The 16503-nt window shown below is 42.9% G+C and carries 17 protein-coding genes; 6 read left to right on the top strand and 11 right to left on the bottom strand.

Going from position 1 to position 16503, the window contains the following annotated elements; translation table 11 throughout:
• The first annotated feature begins 53 nt into the window (after positions 1-53).
• From IGI84_RS04325 to IGI84_RS04315, 3 genes are read left to right on the top strand one after another with little or no spacing between them, the layout of a single operon-like run.
• Positions 54-440: a GntR family transcriptional regulator gene (locus tag IGI84_RS04325; protein ID WP_170920129.1), complete on the top strand. Its 387-nt coding sequence runs from the start codon at positions 54-56 to the stop codon at positions 438-440.
• A complete protein-coding gene (locus tag IGI84_RS04320) occupies positions 437-1318 on the top strand; it encodes an ABC transporter ATP-binding protein (RefSeq protein WP_077453500.1) in 882 nt (293 codons plus the stop codon). Before IGI84_RS04325 ends, IGI84_RS04320 begins: the two co-directional genes overlap by 4 nt.
• Positions 1319-1330: 12 nt before the next feature.
• Positions 1331-2491, top strand: coding sequence for an ABC transporter permease (locus tag IGI84_RS04315; RefSeq protein WP_430600816.1), 1161 nt, complete (start codon positions 1331-1333; stop codon positions 2489-2491).
• 46 nt (positions 2492-2537) lie between these two features.
• On the opposite strand, the gene IGI84_RS04310 is transcribed toward IGI84_RS04315, so the two are convergent.
• The 4 genes from IGI84_RS04310 to IGI84_RS04295 form a co-directional block, all read right to left on the bottom strand.
• The gene (locus IGI84_RS04310) at positions 2538-2738 is read right to left on the bottom strand and encodes a CsbD family protein (protein ID WP_008377398.1); all 201 of its coding nucleotides are present in this window, start codon (positions 2736-2738) and stop codon (positions 2538-2540) included.
• A gap of 350 nt (positions 2739-3088) precedes the next feature.
• A complete protein-coding gene (ffh, locus tag IGI84_RS04305) occupies positions 3089-4507 on the bottom strand; it encodes a signal recognition particle protein (RefSeq protein ID WP_005228902.1) in 1419 nt (472 codons plus the stop codon).
• Positions 4508-4521: 14 nt separating this feature from the next.
• Positions 4522-4860 carry a putative DNA-binding protein gene (locus IGI84_RS04300; RefSeq protein ID WP_005228897.1) on the bottom strand — a complete coding sequence of 113 codons (339 nt, stop codon included), beginning with the start codon at positions 4858-4860 and terminating at the stop codon, positions 4522-4524.
• Complete coding sequence (locus tag IGI84_RS04295) at positions 4850-5323, bottom strand: DUF523 domain-containing protein (protein ID WP_077453503.1); 474 nt, start codon at positions 5321-5323, stop codon at positions 4850-4852. Before IGI84_RS04295 ends, IGI84_RS04300 begins: the two co-directional genes overlap by 11 nt.
• Before the next feature lie 150 nt (positions 5324-5473).
• On the opposite strand from IGI84_RS04295, the gene IGI84_RS04290 reads away from it, so the two are divergent.
• Positions 5474-6178 (top strand): response regulator transcription factor, encoded by a 705-nt coding sequence (locus IGI84_RS04290; RefSeq protein ID WP_142425440.1) that lies wholly within the window; start codon positions 5474-5476, stop codon positions 6176-6178.
• Positions 6178-7914: a two-component system histidine kinase PnpS gene (gene pnpS / locus IGI84_RS04285; RefSeq protein WP_200126905.1), complete on the top strand. Its 1737-nt coding sequence runs from the start codon at positions 6178-6180 to the stop codon at positions 7912-7914. Before IGI84_RS04290 ends, pnpS begins: the two co-directional genes overlap by 1 nt.
• Positions 7915-8060: 146 nt before the next feature.
• Here pnpS and IGI84_RS04280 read toward each other — a convergent pair whose 3' ends face one another.
• Both IGI84_RS04280 and IGI84_RS04275 read right to left on the bottom strand, forming a co-directional pair.
• The gene (locus IGI84_RS04280; RefSeq protein WP_016608721.1) at positions 8061-8969 is read right to left on the bottom strand and encodes a phosphate ABC transporter substrate-binding protein PstS family protein; all 909 of its coding nucleotides are present in this window, start codon (positions 8967-8969) and stop codon (positions 8061-8063) included.
• 187 nt (positions 8970-9156) lie between these two features.
• The gene (locus tag IGI84_RS04275; protein WP_096742372.1) at positions 9157-10326 is read right to left on the bottom strand and encodes a pyridoxal phosphate-dependent aminotransferase; all 1170 of its coding nucleotides are present in this window, start codon (positions 10324-10326) and stop codon (positions 9157-9159) included.
• A 178-nt stretch (positions 10327-10504) separates the two neighbouring features.
• Here IGI84_RS04275 and IGI84_RS04270 point away from each other — a divergent pair, with 178 nt between their 5' ends.
• On the top strand, positions 10505-11224 hold the full coding sequence (locus tag IGI84_RS04270) for a DUF2087 domain-containing protein (RefSeq protein WP_200126907.1): 720 nt from the start codon (positions 10505-10507) through the stop codon (positions 11222-11224).
• A 161-nt stretch (positions 11225-11385) separates the two neighbouring features.
• On the opposite strand, the gene IGI84_RS04265 is transcribed toward IGI84_RS04270, so the two are convergent.
• The 5 genes from IGI84_RS04265 to IGI84_RS04245 form a co-directional block, all read right to left on the bottom strand.
• Complete coding sequence (locus tag IGI84_RS04265) at positions 11386-11913, bottom strand: type II toxin-antitoxin system Phd/YefM family antitoxin (RefSeq protein ID WP_005237249.1); 528 nt, start codon at positions 11911-11913, stop codon at positions 11386-11388.
• 101 nt (positions 11914-12014) lie between these two features.
• On the bottom strand, positions 12015-14414 hold the full coding sequence (locus tag IGI84_RS04260; RefSeq protein ID WP_325123428.1) for a heavy metal translocating P-type ATPase: 2400 nt from the start codon (positions 14412-14414) through the stop codon (positions 12015-12017).
• 126 nt (positions 14415-14540) lie between these two features.
• A complete protein-coding gene (gene copZ, locus IGI84_RS04255; RefSeq protein ID WP_005228873.1) occupies positions 14541-14750 on the bottom strand; it encodes a copper chaperone CopZ in 210 nt (69 codons plus the stop codon).
• A 37-nt stretch (positions 14751-14787) separates the two neighbouring features.
• Entirely contained in the window at positions 14788-15234 is a 447-nt protein-coding gene (locus IGI84_RS04250) for a CopY/TcrY family copper transport repressor (protein WP_142424768.1), read from the bottom strand.
• Positions 15235-15375: 141 nt separating this feature from the next.
• Positions 15376-16362 carry an aldose epimerase family protein gene (locus IGI84_RS04245; protein WP_142424769.1) on the bottom strand — a complete coding sequence of 329 codons (987 nt, stop codon included), beginning with the start codon at positions 16360-16362 and terminating at the stop codon, positions 15376-15378.
• Between the last annotated feature and the right edge of the window lie 141 nt (positions 16363-16503).

Below are 16503 nucleotides of genomic sequence, written 5' to 3'. Positions count from 1 at the left end.
TTCCACTAGTGTACTACGTATACTAGTACACATAAATGAAAGGAGCTGATTTTGTGGTTCGCATTAACAAAGCCAGCAGCAAACCTTATTATGAGCAATTGGTTTTAAGTATCAAAGAAGATATTCTGAACGGTGTTCTAACCGCCGGAGACCAAGTGCCTTCAGTTCGTGAAATGGCCAAGCACCTGTTGATGAATCCAAATACCGTCAGCAAAGCTTACAAAGTATTGGAAAATGAGCAAGTCCTTGTCACCATCAAAGGAAAAGGCACTTTTGTGAAAGTCACCGAGGACTTGCCTCGCGATGAGATTCGGATCTTACAAGTGAAAGAACGTTTGAAAGAATTGATGATTGAAGCACGCCATTTACAGATCAGCATACGCGAGTTGACCGATTGGATGAATGGCTTTGAACAAGAGTTAGGAGGCGACCCACAGTGAAGATCGAACATGTGACCAAGAAAATGGAGCAAACAACTATCATAGAAAACGTGAACTTCTCCTTGGAAAAAGGAGAAATCGTAGGATTGATCGGCCGCAATGGTTCTGGGAAAACCACGTTGTTTCGAACGATCGCTGGACATTATTTATTAGATGATGGCGAAATTTCGATCGATAACCAACGCCTGGATCAGTACCCGCAATTAAAAGAACAACTTTTTTATATTGATGAAAAAGAAAACTTTCTTTCGGCCTACTCTTTGAAAAAGCTCAATCAATTTTATCGGCTTGCTTATCCAAATTTCGATCAAAATCTTTATTTAGAATTGATGCAAAGTCACGGTCTTCCTCTGACGCTTTCCTACCGACGGATGTCAAAAGGTATGCAAGGTCTTTATAAAATGATTCTTGCGATTGCCTCAAATGCGACGTTCTTACTTTTAGATGAACCTTTTGATGGGCTTGATGTGATCGTCCGTAAAAAAGTGATCGGACTATTGCTGGAAAGCCTCAGCGAATCGAATCGTACCGCATTGATTGCTTCTCATAATCTAAATGAATTAGAACATATTATTGATCGTGCCTTGTTGATCAAAGGGAAAACGATTGAAGGAGACTACCGTTTGGAAACGATTCGCGAACAATCTCGCAAACTCCAACTCGTCTTTCGCAGCAAACAGATTCCTCCCCTTATCAAGCAGCACTCCAAGCTGATTCAAAAGCAAGGCCGAGTCTTGACCGCTTTGTTTGACAATTACACAAAAGAGCTGGCGGCTGAGATTCAGCAACTTGATCCTTTGGTTTTTGAAGAATTACCTTTGACTTTGGAAGATCTGTTTGAAGCAAATTTACGACAAGAAGCATTGGTGGAAGGATAGAGGTGGAAAACGATGTTAAGCAATTTATTTAAAGAACGCTACGGCAAGCTGCTGATCGGCTTTTGTTTTGTCGTGCTCTTCATGTATATTAGTGCTGGCTGGCAATCACAAAAAGCCTGGCATCAGCAAGAACGCTATTTGGCGTCTGAAGAATTTATCAAAGATTTCAACGAAAATCGTGAGTACTATGTCAAAAGCTACAACGGTGAAACCCCGGTTTACTTTGATTCGGCGGCAGAGTACCGCGATGCGGCATTGACGATCAACAAAGAGTACTCTGATGAGATTTATTACAATCACCCTTATATGACTACCATGAATCAATTTGTGATTGTCTTTCTGTTTCTTATAGGCTTTTTGTCCTTTTTTGTCGATGGCCGCACCCATTTCAATCGCTTTTTATTTGCTTTACCCTTTAGCAGAAAGCAGGTCTTTCGCAAGAAAGTGCTTTTTATCGGCTTACCCTTGACGGCTTGTTTAGTGTTGGGCCTGTTAGGTCATATCCTGATCGAATACACAATGATCCCAGCTCGCTATCTCGCTGTGCCGCTTCAAGACGTGCTGCTTTCTGCCCTTAGTACCTTGGCAACGAATCTACTCGTATTTGCTACAGGCCTCCTGTTGGGCGTTTTGCTGGGGAATCTGTTTACTGGCGTGCTATCGATGTTCTTCACTATTTCTCTAGGATCAATGGGGTATAGCTTTTTCCAATGTACCCGCGAGTTTTTTAGTTTTGTGTTTCTTGGTCATGGGGATTTTCTGCTTCCTTTTCAAACGTGGATCGATTGGCCGCAAGGATATGTCTACCCTTGGTGGCTGCTGCTCCTTTACCTCGGCTTGAGCGGCTTGCTGATTCTTGCTGCCGAAAAAGTGTTCTCGAAAATTTCTTTAGAAAATGATGGTGATTATTTAACGATCCCTAAATTGCGCGCCCCGGTTTATTGGCTGCTTTCTTTGGGAACCTGGTTCTATCTATCCATGATATCTTATTACCCGTTAGAAATTTTTTACCGTGATCTCTACGAAGGATATGATGTCAGTCTTTGGAATATCGCCCTCCGGCTTGGTTTGTTGCTGGTTGCTTGCTTATTCATCAGTTTGTTGCTTGTCTATCCTAAAGCACTGATGAATTGGTGGTACAAACGAAAAAACAAACAGGTCAGCAATATTTAAAAAAGCGTCCCGGCAACAATTTCTTGTTGTAGGGACGCTTTTATATTTAATGTTTAGGTTTGTCGTCGTCTTTTTTGTCAAAGAAGTCATTTACTTTGCGAGAAACATCATCCGCAAAATCTTCAACCTTATCTTTGGCTTTCCCATATTTATTTTGGGTTTTCCCTTTTAATTCTTCGGAGTCATCTCCTGTAAGTTTCCCTTTTGTTTCGGTTACTTTTCCTTCAATGCGATCTTTGTTTGTCATCGTAAAAAACTCCTTTCATACTTGCTATAAGTTAATAGTAGCATCATTTGACAGAAAGCACGAATGTTCTGCTTCTACTATTTTTACAGGTGCTAGTTTCTTTTGAATCGTGGAAAATTTTTGGCCTTTCATAGATATCATACTCACACGATAAAAAGTGCTTCCCCTTTTAGGAGGCCATAAAAAACATTGCTTGCATAAAAAAACAGGACCGTCGAAGGCTTTGATTCGAGAAGCTGTTCTTGCTGATTCTAGCAAGGAGGTTTCTCTGAGCGCCTTTTTTCGGTCATGTCTTTTGGAATCCTTCGCTAATCAGGTCTTTTACGCAATCCTTTTTAGCATCAGAATTGTTATTTGCGTTTTTTCTTTTTCTTCTTTTGTTTTTTAACCATGCGGTTCATGGCCATTTTTCCAAGTTTCCCTTTGACCCCACCGCCAAACATTTGATCCATGCCAGGAATGTTCATATTCCCTTTACTCATTTGCTGCATCATTTTGCGAGATTCTTTGAATTGTTTGATCATGCGGTTGACTTCGACGACACTGTTTCCAGAACCGGCGGCAATCCGACGACGGCGGCTTGGATTCAACAAATCTGGATTTTCCCGTTCAGCTGGTGTCATAGAATAGACCATGGCTTTTTGCCGAGCAATTTGTTTCGGATCAACTTTGACATTTTCGATACCAGGCATTTGGCTCATTCCCGGAATCATTTTTAAGAGATCTTCAATTGGGCCCATGCCCATGACTTGATCGATCTGTTCGACAAAGTCATTGAAGTCGAAGGAGTTTTCCTTCATTTTTTGAGCAAGTTCTTCTGCTTTTTTCTCGTCGTAATCTTGCTGTGCTTTTTCGATCAAAGTCAGCATGTCACCCATACCGAGAATCCGACTAGACATCCGATCTGGATGGAATACTTCAAGGTCGGTCAATTTTTCACCGGTACCAGTGAACTTGATTGGAGCGCCAGTAACTTGACGAATCGACAATGCCGCCCCGCCACGAGTATCACCATCTAGTTTGGTGATGACCACCCCTGTGATCCCCAGTTGTTGATTGAAGCTTTCTGCCACGTTGACAGCATCTTGTCCGGTCATCGCATCAACTACCAGTAAAATTTCATTTGGCTGTGCCAGGTCCTTGATTTGTTTTAGCTCTTCCATCAAGTTTTCATCGATATGCAAACGACCTGCCGTATCGATCAAAACATAGTCATTTTTCTTTTCCCGAGCCAAAGCCAGTCCTTGACGCACGATTTCAACTGGACTGACATCTGTTCCCATATCAAAAACAGGTACATCCAATTGCTGCCCTAATACTTTCAACTGGTCGATCGCGGCTGGACGATACACGTCACCAGCGATCATTAATGGGCGAGCGTTTTCGGTTTTGATCAAATGGTTGGCTAATTTTCCAGCAAAGGTGGTTTTCCCTGCCCCTTGCAGACCAGCCATCATGATGATCGTTGGAATCTTCGGTGATTTTTCGATCCCAACTGTTTCTGATCCTAATGTTTTAGTTAATTCTTCATCAACGATTTTAACGATCTGTTGCGCTGGAGATAAGCTTTCTAATACTTCTACCCCAACTGCCCGTTCACGAACATTTTTGGTAAACTCTTTTACAACCTGGAGATTGACGTCGGCTTCTAATAAAGCTAGACGAATCTCACGCATCATTTCTTTTACATCTGCTTCAGATACTTTTCCTTTTCTGCGCAGTTTGCTCATTGCCTGCTGGAGGCGTTCAGTTAAACTTTCAAATGCCATTTTTTTTCATTCCTTTATTCTTCAATTTCTTGGAGCTGTTGAATAAACCCCTGTAAGGTTTCGTCTTTTGGATAGTGAGTTTTCGTATACTCGCTTAGCTGATCCAGCAAGTCTTCCCGCATGATATAGTCCGAAAACATATGTAGTTTTTTTTCATAGTCTTCTAAAATACGTTCGGTGCGTTTGATGTTGTCATAGACTGCTTGACGGCTTACTTGATACTCTTCAGCGATTTCTCCTAGAGAAAAATCATCTGCGTAATACAATTCCATGTAATTCATCTGTTTTTCCGTCAATAACGTGGAATAAAACTCAAACAACGCATTCATGCGATTGGTCTTTTCAATTTCCATTTGCTTCCTCCTGTTTTGCAAGCCATTCGACATCGGACAAAACAGTCATGCCTTGTTGTCGAAAATACGCACAAGCGACACCGACCCCTGTTTTTTTGATTCCAGAAAAATTGCCATCATAAATCGTCTGACTGCCACAAGAGGGACTTTTCTCCTTTAGGATCAGTTGGGTGATGCCTTGCTCTTGTAATTTTTGATAAGCAATTTTCGCGCCGGTAGTAAACTCTTCGGTCACGTCTTCTCCTGAGATGGTGACGACCTTCGCCCGTTGTGCCCAAACATCCACCCCATCACCACCGACGATTTCGGCCGGTTCCCGTGGGATCGGCAAACCGCCAAGAACTTCTGGACAGACCATCATGGCTTGACCTGCTCTTACCAGTTCGATCAATTGTGGCACTGCTTGGTGTTTTCCATCATAGCGGCAAAGTGCACCGCCTAGACACGCACTGATTCCGATCATTTCGCACCCTCAGCTTTCCTATGAAATCGTCCTTTATTATAGCATTTATTTAGTGGTTGCAATAGTACCAATTGTCTATTCATGCTAAAATAGGACTTGTTCGTTGAAATTTAATCGTTTCTTGAAAAAAAGAAACGAAAGGAGTGTATCATGAAAAAAATTCTCGTTGTCGATGATGAACCTTCCATCGTCACACTTTTAACCTTTAATTTAGAAAAAGAAGGCTACCAAGTCGTCTCAGCCGCAGATGGAAAAAAAGCTTACGAATTAGCTTTGTCTAAGCCTTTTGACTTTATCATCTTAGATGTCATGCTGCCAAATATGGACGGTATCGAGATCACGAAGAAATTGCGCCAAGAAAAAATCGAGACCCCGATTCTCGTTTTGACCGCAAAAGATGATCCAATCGATCGGATCTTAGGCTTAGAAATCGGCGCCGATGACTATTTGACGAAGCCTTTCAGCCCTCGAGAAGTATTGGCTCGAATGAAAGCCATCTTCCGTCGTTTAGAACCCCGTCAACAAACACGAGAAGAAGATCAACCTGCAGAGATTCTGCAAGTCGGTGGGATCCAAACAGACCTGACGAATTTCCAAGTCAGTGTGGATGGTGAGAAAATCTTCCTAACGCCAAAAGAATTCGAGCTGCTAGTTTACTTTATGAAACGAAAAGGCCGCGTGATCGATCGCGATACCTTGCTCAATCGCATTTGGAACTTCGACTTTGATGGACAAAGTCGCATCGTGGATGTTCACATCAGTCATTTAAGAGAAAAATTGGAAGCTGATCCAAAACGGCCGGAATACTTAGTAACGGTTCGGGGATTCGGGTATAAATTTCAGGAGCCAGTCTAATGAAAAAACGCTATGGCTATGGTTTATGGTCGATTGGCCTATTGCTGATTTTTTTTCTAAGCTGGCAAGTTCTTAGCAGTTTTTACCGTCAACAAGTCATTGCTCAACAAGTGGATTTCCTTCAAGAAAAAGCTACCGTTTTTTTGAATCTCTCAGATAACCAAACCGCAGCGCTCGAACAATTTGCAGATACCTATGTGGAAGATAGCAATAGTCGCATCACTTTGTTAGATGATCAAGGTCAGATTATTTTCGATACCTATGATCATACACTGCATGAAAACCGCTCCGATCGTCCAGAAGTCCAAGCCGTTTTGCGCGGAAGCGCCGTCGGTCAGTCTCTGAGGGAAAGTGATACTTTACATGAAGAATTGCTCTACGTGGCAGTCCCTGTCAAAGAGGAAGGAAATCTGACGCAAATCTTACGAATCGCCGAACCGACTGCTGCTTTTTTTGCAAAAAACCAAGGAATTAAGCAGTCGATCTTGATTGTCTATCTTGTCTTTTGTTTCTTGATCAGCCTACTGATTTTCCATACCTTGCGTCAGCGGAATCGTCCGATCCAAACGATTCTGCCCGTCGTAAAGAAAATGATCAGCTCGCCCGATCAACAAGCAATCATTATGCAAGAAACACCTGAACATGATGAGTTGTATCAACTGATCAATCAGCTGAGCGAACAAATGAGCCAGACCTATCGTGCCTATGCAGCATCTGAACAACAACTTTACGGATTGCTCAGTGAATTGATGATCGGTGTCTTTATCATCAATGAAGAAAATCAACTGCTGCTGTTGAATCCGACGATGCAAGATCAGTTGGGGATGGAAACTGTGCCCACCTTGCCGCAACCTTTTACTGAAGTGATTCATGACACACAATTGATCCAGTTGATCTATCAATTTAATGACGAGACCCCTATTTTCCATGCGGAGACTACCCTTAGCGGAGAACGTTCAAAAGTCCTGGATGTTACCTTGCGGAGTTTCCAAGAAAACCAGTTGATTGGTATTTCCTATGACTTGACGCGCATCAGACAATTAGAAAAGATGCAAAAAGATTTTGTCGGCAATGTTTCCCATGAATTAAAAACGCCGGTAACTTCCTTGATCGGGTTTACTGAAACATTGCTGGACGGTGCCAAAGAAGATCCTGAGACATTACAAACCTTTCTGGAGATCATCCAAAAAGATGCCTATCGCTTGAAAAATCTAATACAAGATATCATCCAATTGTCTCAAGACAGCGATTCTTTCCAGTATATCAATCAGCCAATCGACTTTTCCGAACTGCTGCAACAAGTCCTTCAAACCTATGGTCCCGCAGCTGCTAAGAAGCAATTGACCTTTCAATTTGAAGGACCAGAACACTACATTTTGTCTACCAAAAAAGAGCTGCTGCAGCCCATCATAAAAAATCTAGTTGAAAATGCGGTCACCTATTCAAAACCTGATGGAACCATCAAATTATCCTTTTCCGAGCAAGATGACCAGCTGCTATTCCAAGTGCAGGATCAAGGCATCGGCATCGATGAAGAAGATCAAGAACGGATTTTTGAACGGTTTTATCGGGTAGACAAAGCCCGCGCCCGCAATTCTGGCGGCACTGGACTCGGACTGGCTATCGTCAAAGACTATACCAAATTATTAGGCGGCAGCATCAAGGTTGACAGTTTCCCCAAAATTGGTTCTACCTTTACGGTGACTTTGCCACTTCATGAAAAAGATGATTATTGATAAAAAACAGCCGATAACAGGTGAATAATTGTTATCGGCTGTTTTTGTCATTGTTTTTCATTACCTAATGAAGCACCAGCCAATACCATCTTCTTGATGCTTTAAACAAAAAAAAGAAGGAGCATTCTCCTTCTTCGGTCATTTCACTATTCAACATTCGTTACTTCGCCGTCTACACTGCGTTCTACTTTCATATCAGTGATTGGCAAATATCCTAATTCGATAACGATTCCTTGTTGGACATCGTCTGTCATGATGTAATCAAGAAAGGCTTTGACGTTAGCATCTGGCTCGCCGTTCGTGTACATATGCTCGTAAGACCAGATTGGCCATTTGTTATCTGCAATATTTTCAGGAGTCGCTTCTACCCCATCAAGAGATAGCGCTTGGATCGAATCGTCCAAATAGGATAAAGCAAGGTAGCTGATTGCTCCTGGTGTTTCAGCAACAATTTTACGGACTGTTCCAGAAGAATCTTGTTCTTGTGTTTGGATCGTCTCTGCACCATCTAAGCCCCATTTTTCAAAGGTCGCTCTCGTACCGCTGCCTGATGCGCGGTTGATTACAGAGATTTCTTGATCTGCTCCACCTAGTTCAGACCAATTCTTCACTTTGCCTGTAAAGATATCGATTAAATCTTGTTGGCTAAGATCCGTAACGCCTGCGTCTTTATTCACCACTGGTGCCATACCAACTACAGCTACTTTATGGTCAACTAATTTGCTGGCATCCACACCATCTTTTTCATCCGCAAAAACATCGGAATTACCGATCGTCACAGCGCCTGCTTCTACTTGACTTAAGCCAGTTCCGCTACCGCCACCTTGAACAGTAATTGTATAATTGGGATTGTCTGCTGAGAAGCTTTCACCTGCTGCTTCAACCAAGGGTTGCAATGCAGTTGAGCCTACCGCTAAAATTTCTACATTTTCATTTGATGCGGCACCTGATGAAGATCCGCCTGATGCTTGACTGCTCTCAGTGCTTGCGCCACCGCTCCCACAGCCAGCTAATAATAAACCAGTTGCAAAAAATAAAAGTCCCAATTTTTTCATTTAGTAAATCTCCTTTCGTTATATGCTTAGTTTAGCAAGGCGGTGTAAACCCTTGATGGATTTCATGTAAAGAATCGATAAAGCGATGTAAATCTTTTGTAAAGTTCGTCGATTGCCTAAAAAAGCCCCCGCTGCATCCATCAGAGGGGGCTTACTTTATCTAAAAACGAAAGAAACGTTTGTAGAATCAATTGCTTTGCATATAGCGTGTCAAGCGATCCATCGCTTCCACCAAGTTTTCCATACTTGCCGCATAGCTTAAACGAACATAGCCTTCTGCTTCGGGACCAAAGGCGATACCCGGGATGATTGCTAATTGATTCTTTTCGGCTAAGTCGACACAAAAAGCCATTGAATCTTGGTTGAAACCTGCTGGTATTTTGGCAAAAATGTAGAATGCACCAGATGGCTTCGCCATTTCAAAACCAAGGGCAGTCATTTTTTCAAACAAGTAATCTCGGCGTTCACGGTAATCGGCTTTCATGACTTCTGCATCATTGATGCCTTCGATCAATGCCCGCACTGCGGCTTTTTGAGAAATCGTTGATGCCGCAGTCACTAAGTATTGGTGGACCTTAATGATCTGAGCAGTCAAGGCTTCTGGTGCAAAAATGAAGCCGACGCGCCACCCAGTCATCGCGTGAGATTTCGACAAGCCGTTGATCACGATCGTTTGGTCACGCAAGTATTCGGCAATGGATACATGGGTTTCATCATAAGTCAACTCACTATAAATTTCATCGCTAATAACAAAAACGGGGTATTTTTCTAAAACTTCTGCCAATGCTTTGACTTGTTCTCGGGTATAAACGACCCCTGTTGGATTGCTGGGATAATTCAAAATGACTGCCTTGACTTGTTCCCCATGTTCTTTTAAGGCTGCTTCTAAAACTTCTGGCGCTAAAACAAAGTCATTGTTCGTCGTATCAAGATAAATCGGTTGGGCATGAGCTAAATGGATGACTGGTTCATAGCCTGGATAAATTGGTGCTGGTAGAATTACTTTATCACCAGGTTCCAGCGTGGCTAATAACGAAGCTGAGATTGCTTCCGTTGCACCGATCGTCACTAATACTTCTGATTGAAAGTCGTAATCAAGCTGATATTTATTTTTCAAAAAGAGACTGGCTGCTTGCCGAACATCTGCTAAGCCTGCCATTCCAGAATAGTGGCTGAAATTTTGTTCAATTGCTTGGACACCCGATTTTTTCACGTGCTCCGGTGTGTTGAAATCCGGCTCGCCTAACGTTAACTTTAAAATATCAGGAATTGAAGAAACCCGTTCATCAAATTTACGAATCAATGAAACAGCTATATTGTACACTTCGTGATTGAAGCGTTGGCTTACGTCTGCCATAGTATCACTCCTTTGAATTAAGCAAATTCATTCGCTATTGTTGTTAATCCTAACACAAAAAGGCGACGATTTTAAGCAACGGATGAAATTAATCTACTAACGATAAATTCATTTACTTATTTACAAACAAAATCAAATTATGTTAGCATATATATAAACAATAAAAGGAGAACCTAAAATGAAACCTTATCAAGAGTTTACCATTTCTGATTACCAGCAAGGATATGTCGAAACAACAACGGATTATTGTTGCGTATTTTGTCAGGAGACCTTCGACAAAGAAGAAATCTATCCCGTTGATGGCGCCTTTTTTACGGCAAAAAAACGAATGATACAGCATATCAATGAGCATCACGGAACCGTTTTATCCGCATTGTTGGCTTTACCCAAAGAACAAACAGGCTTATCAGAGAGCCAACAGGAGATTTTACAATTGTTTGCTCAAGATGTTAGCGATACTGTGATTGCCCAGCGCTTAGGTATCTCTTCTTCGACTGTCAGGAATCATCGCTTTAAACTAAAAGAAAAGCAGCGACAAGCGACTGTTTTTCTAAGTATCATGTCCTTGTTGCAAGATCCCCCGTTGCTGCCGCCTCACAAAGGGGCAACGATGCTTGATGATCGCTATGCCATTACGGCTAGTGAAAGAGAAAAGATCATTGCTACTTATTTTGATGAAACGGGGTTTATCAAACAGTTTCCCAGCAAAGAAAAGCGCAAGATCGTTGTCTTGAGTGTACTGGCACAAAAATTTGATCCGAAGAAAAATTATTCAGAAGCTGCCGTCAACGATGTATTAAAACAAGCGATCACCGATTACGTCACTGTCCGACGTTATTTGATCGAATACGGATTTATGCAACGGACGAAAGACGGGAAAACTTACTGGCTGACTTAAAACCTAGTCTGTAACTGGATGGAACTTTTGTTGGTTGGATGGACAGTATCTTTCACAGTGTTAAAAAGTCAAAAAGCTCCATTTTTTTACAAAAAAAAGACAAAGTACGAAAACACCCGTACTTTGTCTACTGTCTGAAACGCTGGGACAAGTTCCAGCGTTTATTTTTCTTTTAGAAAGATTTTTTTGATGATCAATTTATCAAATAATTGCGTTTGATTGTCTTGTTCCCCAATGACTTCAGCAGTCACCGATTTGCCGTCTTGTTTTTTGCGCAACTGATAAACAATCTTGCCTGTTTCTTTCAATTCGTTCACCATATCGACGACACCGCCAAAACCTGTTTTACGAGTGATGAAGCCTAACGCCACCATCCGCTCATCTAAATTTTTTGCCGAGATGCTGGCACCGGTGATCAGTGCTTGTCGCATGATTTGTAAGAATTCCTCTAGCCCTGCCACTGGGGGCTGTTCGGGTTCTTCTTCCATCAGCGGTCGCTGACGCAAATAATCTAATTCCTGCAATAACGTTTCATACTGTTCTTGTGTCAACATGACCCCCGCCACTTTTTCACGATTGAATACATATACTGCTGTTCCTGCTTCTCGCGCTTGATTAAATACATCCATCGGAGATTTTTTTACTTCAGTAATTGAAGTAGTGGGAACATCCAACTTCTTCAGTTCCATAATCAACGTCCTCCTTGTCTCAACGAACACATTATAGCATAAATCCAGAAGCAGATTATAGAGGTATTTCACTGCTCCTAGGAAAAGAAACAAAAAAGCGGCTAATCGCCGCTTTTTTCAATTGATAAGGTCATTGCATTGATGGCAACGATGATCGTGCTCATAGACATCAAGACAGCTCCGACTGCTGGGTTCAAAATGATTCCGATCGGTGCGAGGACGCCAGCTGCCAAAGGAATGGCAAAAATATTGTATCCTGCGCCCCACCAGAGATTTTGAATCATCTTGCGCCGTGTTTTTTTCGCCAAAGTCAAGAAGTGCAAGATGTCTTGAGGTTCGCTATTCGTCAAAACGACATCGGCTGAATCGATCGCTACATCGGTACCCGCTCCGATCGCAATCCCGATCGTCGCTCTTGCAAGACTTGGGGCGTCATTGATCCCATCGCCTACCATTACGACGCGCTTGCCCTCTTTGACATAGTCACTGACTAGACGTTCTTTATCGTCCGGCAACATTGCCGCGTGGGAGGCTTCGATTCCTAGGTAATCGGCTACGGCTTGCGCCGCTGCTTGGTTGTCCCCAGTAGCCATAACTGGCGTGATGCCTAATTCTTTCACTTTTTGAATAAATTGACTCGCTTCTGGTTTCACCTTATCCCCTAATGCGACGATCCCTTCCACTTTGCCGTCATGAACCAAATAGCTGATGGTATTGCCCTGTTCTTGATAATTTTTCAAAGAGTTCCCTTGATATTGAATGGTTAATTGCTCCAATCCTTTTTGATTGACGATCAACCACTTCTGTCCATCGATCACGCCTTCCAGACCAATCCCCGTCCTTGTTTGAACATCAGTCGCCTTTTTGGCCGTGATGTTTTCCTTTTCAGCTTGGGCTAAAATGCCTTCTGCGATCGGATGATTGGCGGTTTTCTCAAGACCTGCTAGGTAAGCGAGTACTTCTGATGCAGAAAGGCTACCTGTCGCCTCGATGCCAGTTACGGTAAACGTTCCTTCTGTTAACGTACCGGTCTTATCGAGGATCAGGTAATCAACATGATGCGCATTCTCCAGTGCGTTGCGATTTTTTAAGAGCAAGCCATTTTTGGCAGCGATCGATGTTGAACGAGCCACCACGAGGGGAATCGCTAGGCCTAACGCATGGGGACAGGCAATGACGAATACCGTGACCATTCGATCAAGAGCAGTCGGTAGGTCAGCAACAAACAGCCACACAGCAAATGCCAAGACACCAGCAACTAACGCAATATAAAACAACCATTTTGCCACTTTGTCCGAAAGTGCTTCTAAGCGGGATTTATCAGCTTGGGCTTTTCGCACCATTTCCATGACTTTCGCTAAGTAGCTGTCTTCGCCAGTTCCTGTGACTTCCATCGTGATGGTACCATTGCCGTTGACAGATCCTCCAATGACAGTACTGCCGATGGTTTTAGGTACCCGTCTGGATTCACCGGTAACTGCCGACTCATCGATCGTTGTTTCTCCTTCAAGGATCGTTCCGTCTGTAGGAATCTTATCTCCTGAGCGAACGATCAACTGTGTTTTGTTGGTCACTTCTTCTAATGGAATCTGTTCTTCTGATCCATCCGCATTTTTCCGAATCACTTCTTTTGGCAATAGTTCTGCTAATTTCTGTAATGCATTGCCAGCATTAGAAACTGCATTCATCTCGATCCAATGCCCCAACAACATGATCACGATCAGAGTCGCTAGTTCCCAGAAGAAATCCATTACATGAGGAACAGCAAGAAAATGATTGGCGATAAACGCGTAAAGACTATAAAAATAAGAAACCGTGATCCCCATAGCAATCAACGTCATCATGGCTGGGCTTTTTTGTTTCAATTCCATTTTCGCACCACTTAAAAACGGCTGCCCGCCATAAAAAAACAGAATCGTTCCTAAAAGCAATACGACCCAATCTGAGCCAGGAAACGTGAACTGAAAGGGCAATTCGATGCCCATCATTGGTGATAAAATGACGATTGGAATCGCCAAAATCAAGGATAGCCAAAACTTTTGCTTAAAATTTCCCATATGCATACTATGATCCATGCCACCCATTCCATGATCCATATGACTATGATCCATACCAGACATCTCATGATTCATGTGACTATGATTCATGCCAGACATCTCATGGTCCTTGTGGCCGTGATCCATGCCAGACATCTCATGATCCATGTGACTGTGATCCATGCCAGACATCTCATGATCCATGTGGCTATGGTCCATACTGGAATCCTTATGATCCATGTGAGCATGGTTACTATCGGCGTTTTCATGCTTCTGCTGTTTTGATGTCGCCCTGTGATGATCCATCCCATTCATCTGATGGCTAGGCTCAGGGACTTCTGCCACCTGTGATTGCGCAGGTTGCTCTTGTCCCTGTGTACCATTATCCTGCTCATTCCTAGGTTCATGCCTATGATGGCTTGACGTCTGACGATTCTCTGCAGGTGACGTTTTTTTCTGATTCATCCTAGTATTCCCCTTCCTATTTCATTGCATGTGCGCACAGTCTTGCTCCTTCATACAAAAGCTTCAAGCGGCTGGACACTTTTCATTTGTTTTGATTTTTCATTTTCACTTTAGCAATTCCATTGCTTACTCAAATACCCCTTGATAACCCGCTTCGGTGACCGCATTGACTAAGGCTGTTTCTGTCACTTGCGACTCGTCAAACTTGACTGTTCCGCGAGCTTTTTTCAAGTCCACTTTGGCTTTTTTCACACCCGGTACTTCACTAAGCGCTTTTTCAACTTTTGCGGCACAATGGGCACAATTCATTCCGCTGATTTGCATGTTTTTTTTCATTACGATTCCTCATTTCTTTTAACAGTTCGTTGGCTACTTATTTTGTTGCATGGGTTTTGCATTGGCACTGACCAGGAATACAATTACACGAAATCGCTGCTACTGGCACTTTTTGGTCGACTGCTGTTTGGAGCATCGCCAAATCTTCTGCCGTCAATGCTGCTTCTTGGATCATTTCCGCTAATGTCTGCCCAACTTTTTTGGCACAAATATGAGAAAAAAGATTCTCAGCTGCGCTGCGAACGGTTGCTTCTTCGGAAACAAGCGGCGAATAAACAAATTTTTTTCCTTGGCTTTCTGTTTTCAATACGCCTTTTTTGACGAGTCGTCCTAAAAGCGTCTTGACTGTCGCTGCTTTCCAATTTTTATTTTCGCTCAATAAAGCGGTGATCTCTTTCGCGTCGGATTGTCCTAATGTCCAGATCACACGCATGACTTCCCATTCAGAATCGCTGATTTTGATTGGTTCGACCACAGATTGCATTTGTCCACTTCCTTTCATAAGTGATTCACATTTTTAAGTTTACATCTGTAATCGGATTTTGTCAAAAAAAAGCATCGCCAAACTTTCTACGTTTTGACAATGCTTTTTTCTATTTAATTAAAAATGATTTGGTTCCTATGCTTAAAAGTGGACCTGATACGTCGTCACAGAGTGGAAGGGTTCTTCTGGGCGCAGTACGATCTCACCAAAGTGGGGAAATTTTTCAGAGCCAGGAACACCTTGTGTTTCGATCGCCATCCCGCCATGATTGGCAAAAGGACCGGTCTTCATTGGTGCACCAGCTTCTCCTTCACCCGTCGTATAAATAACAACAGCAGGACGGTCGGTGGTTACAGTCAGCTGCACTTTTTGATCGGGACTGGTTACTTTCAGATCCCATTCTTGCCCATGATCCAATAAGAACGGATCATCCAACATCGTCGTTCCCATCGGGCGTTCTTGTCTAAAATCAAATTTTGTGCCTGCGACAGGCGTTTTTTCACCGGTGGTCGTCACATCGTCATTCGTTTCAGCCACATGTTCGGCATTGATTTGAACCAAGTGGTCATCGATCGGCTGTTGCGTATCACCTGTCAAATTGAAATAACCGTGGTTCGTTGGGTTAAATAAAGTCGCTTTGTCTGTGTTGGCATCATAAGCAAGCAATAGTTCATTGTCATTCGTCAACGTATAAGTGACTTGATAACGAACATTTCCCGGGAAGCCGCCATCGCCATCTTGCCGTGTGGTAGTAAAAATCACGCCGACATTGTCTGCTTCCTCAAAGGTTTCAGCGATCCAGATATCGGTGTCAAGTCCCTTGGAACCGCCATGAAGCGTATTGCCACCATCATTGTCTTCCGTTTGGTATTCTTGTCCGTCGATCTCAAAGCGAGTACCGGCGATCCTTCCTGCCACAGGGCCGATCGTTGCGCCATAATAACGTGCTTGGCGATGTCCTTCGATCGTATCAAAACCGACCACGATGTCGCGGCCTTCTTCTACTGGAACGACCCAATCCAATAAGCGTGCGCCTTCAGGACTTAGTCTTACGATGGTACCGCTATCATTAGAAAGCTCATAAATCGTCCCCATTTTTTCTGAGGTTATTTGTTTCACATTTGGCATTCGTTCATATCCTTCTTTCTTTGATTAGTCTGCTACTCTTTTTAAGTATAGCCGTTATGGGCTAGATCCGTCAATTCAAGACGGAAGGATTCAGTAGGAATTTATTTTATGCCGGGCCGTTTTACACAAATAAAAAGCGGC

The sequence above is a fragment of the Enterococcus sp. DIV0008 genome, from assembly GCF_050542615.1.
Lineage (GTDB): Bacteria > Bacillota > Bacilli > Lactobacillales > Enterococcaceae > Enterococcus_D > Enterococcus_D innesii.
Note: the sequence above shows the minus strand (reverse complement) of the source record. Positions and strands in the feature narration are given on the sequence as shown.

Coding starts and splice junctions, on each gene's coding strand:
- IGI84_RS04260 (WP_325123428.1), bottom strand. CDS start 14,414: ATGAATCAGAAAAAAACGTCACCTGCAGAGAATCGTCAGACGTCAAGC.
- IGI84_RS04280 (WP_016608721.1), bottom strand. CDS start 8,969: ATGAAAAAATTGGGACTTTTATTTTTTGCAACTGGTTTATTATTAGCT.
- IGI84_RS04270 (WP_200126907.1), top strand. CDS start 10,505: ATGAAACCTTATCAAGAGTTTACCATTTCTGATTACCAGCAAGGATAT.
- ffh (WP_005228902.1), bottom strand. CDS start 4,507: ATGGCATTTGAAAGTTTAACTGAACGCCTCCAGCAGGCAATGAGCAAA.
- copZ (WP_005228873.1), bottom strand. CDS start 14,750: ATGAAAAAAAACATGCAAATCAGCGGAATGAATTGTGCCCATTGTGCC.
- IGI84_RS04265 (WP_005237249.1), bottom strand. CDS start 11,913: ATGGAACTGAAGAAGTTGGATGTTCCCACTACTTCAATTACTGAAGTA.
- IGI84_RS04275 (WP_096742372.1), bottom strand. CDS start 10,326: ATGGCAGACGTAAGCCAACGCTTCAATCACGAAGTGTACAATATAGCT.
- IGI84_RS04300 (WP_005228897.1), bottom strand. CDS start 4,860: ATGGAAATTGAAAAGACCAATCGCATGAATGCGTTGTTTGAGTTTTAT.
- IGI84_RS04245 (WP_142424769.1), bottom strand. CDS start 16,362: ATGCCAAATGTGAAACAAATAACCTCAGAAAAAATGGGGACGATTTAT.
- IGI84_RS04315 (WP_430600816.1), top strand. CDS start 1,331: ATGTTAAGCAATTTATTTAAAGAACGCTACGGCAAGCTGCTGATCGGC.
- IGI84_RS04290 (WP_142425440.1), top strand. CDS start 5,474: ATGAAAAAAATTCTCGTTGTCGATGATGAACCTTCCATCGTCACACTT.
- IGI84_RS04310 (WP_008377398.1), bottom strand. CDS start 2,738: ATGACAAACAAAGATCGCATTGAAGGAAAAGTAACCGAAACAAAAGGG.
- pnpS (WP_200126905.1), top strand. CDS start 6,178: ATGAAAAAACGCTATGGCTATGGTTTATGGTCGATTGGCCTATTGCTG.
- IGI84_RS04250 (WP_142424768.1), bottom strand. CDS start 15,234: ATGCAATCTGTGGTCGAACCAATCAAAATCAGCGATTCTGAATGGGAA.
- IGI84_RS04295 (WP_077453503.1), bottom strand. CDS start 5,323: ATGATCGGAATCAGTGCGTGTCTAGGCGGTGCACTTTGCCGCTATGAT.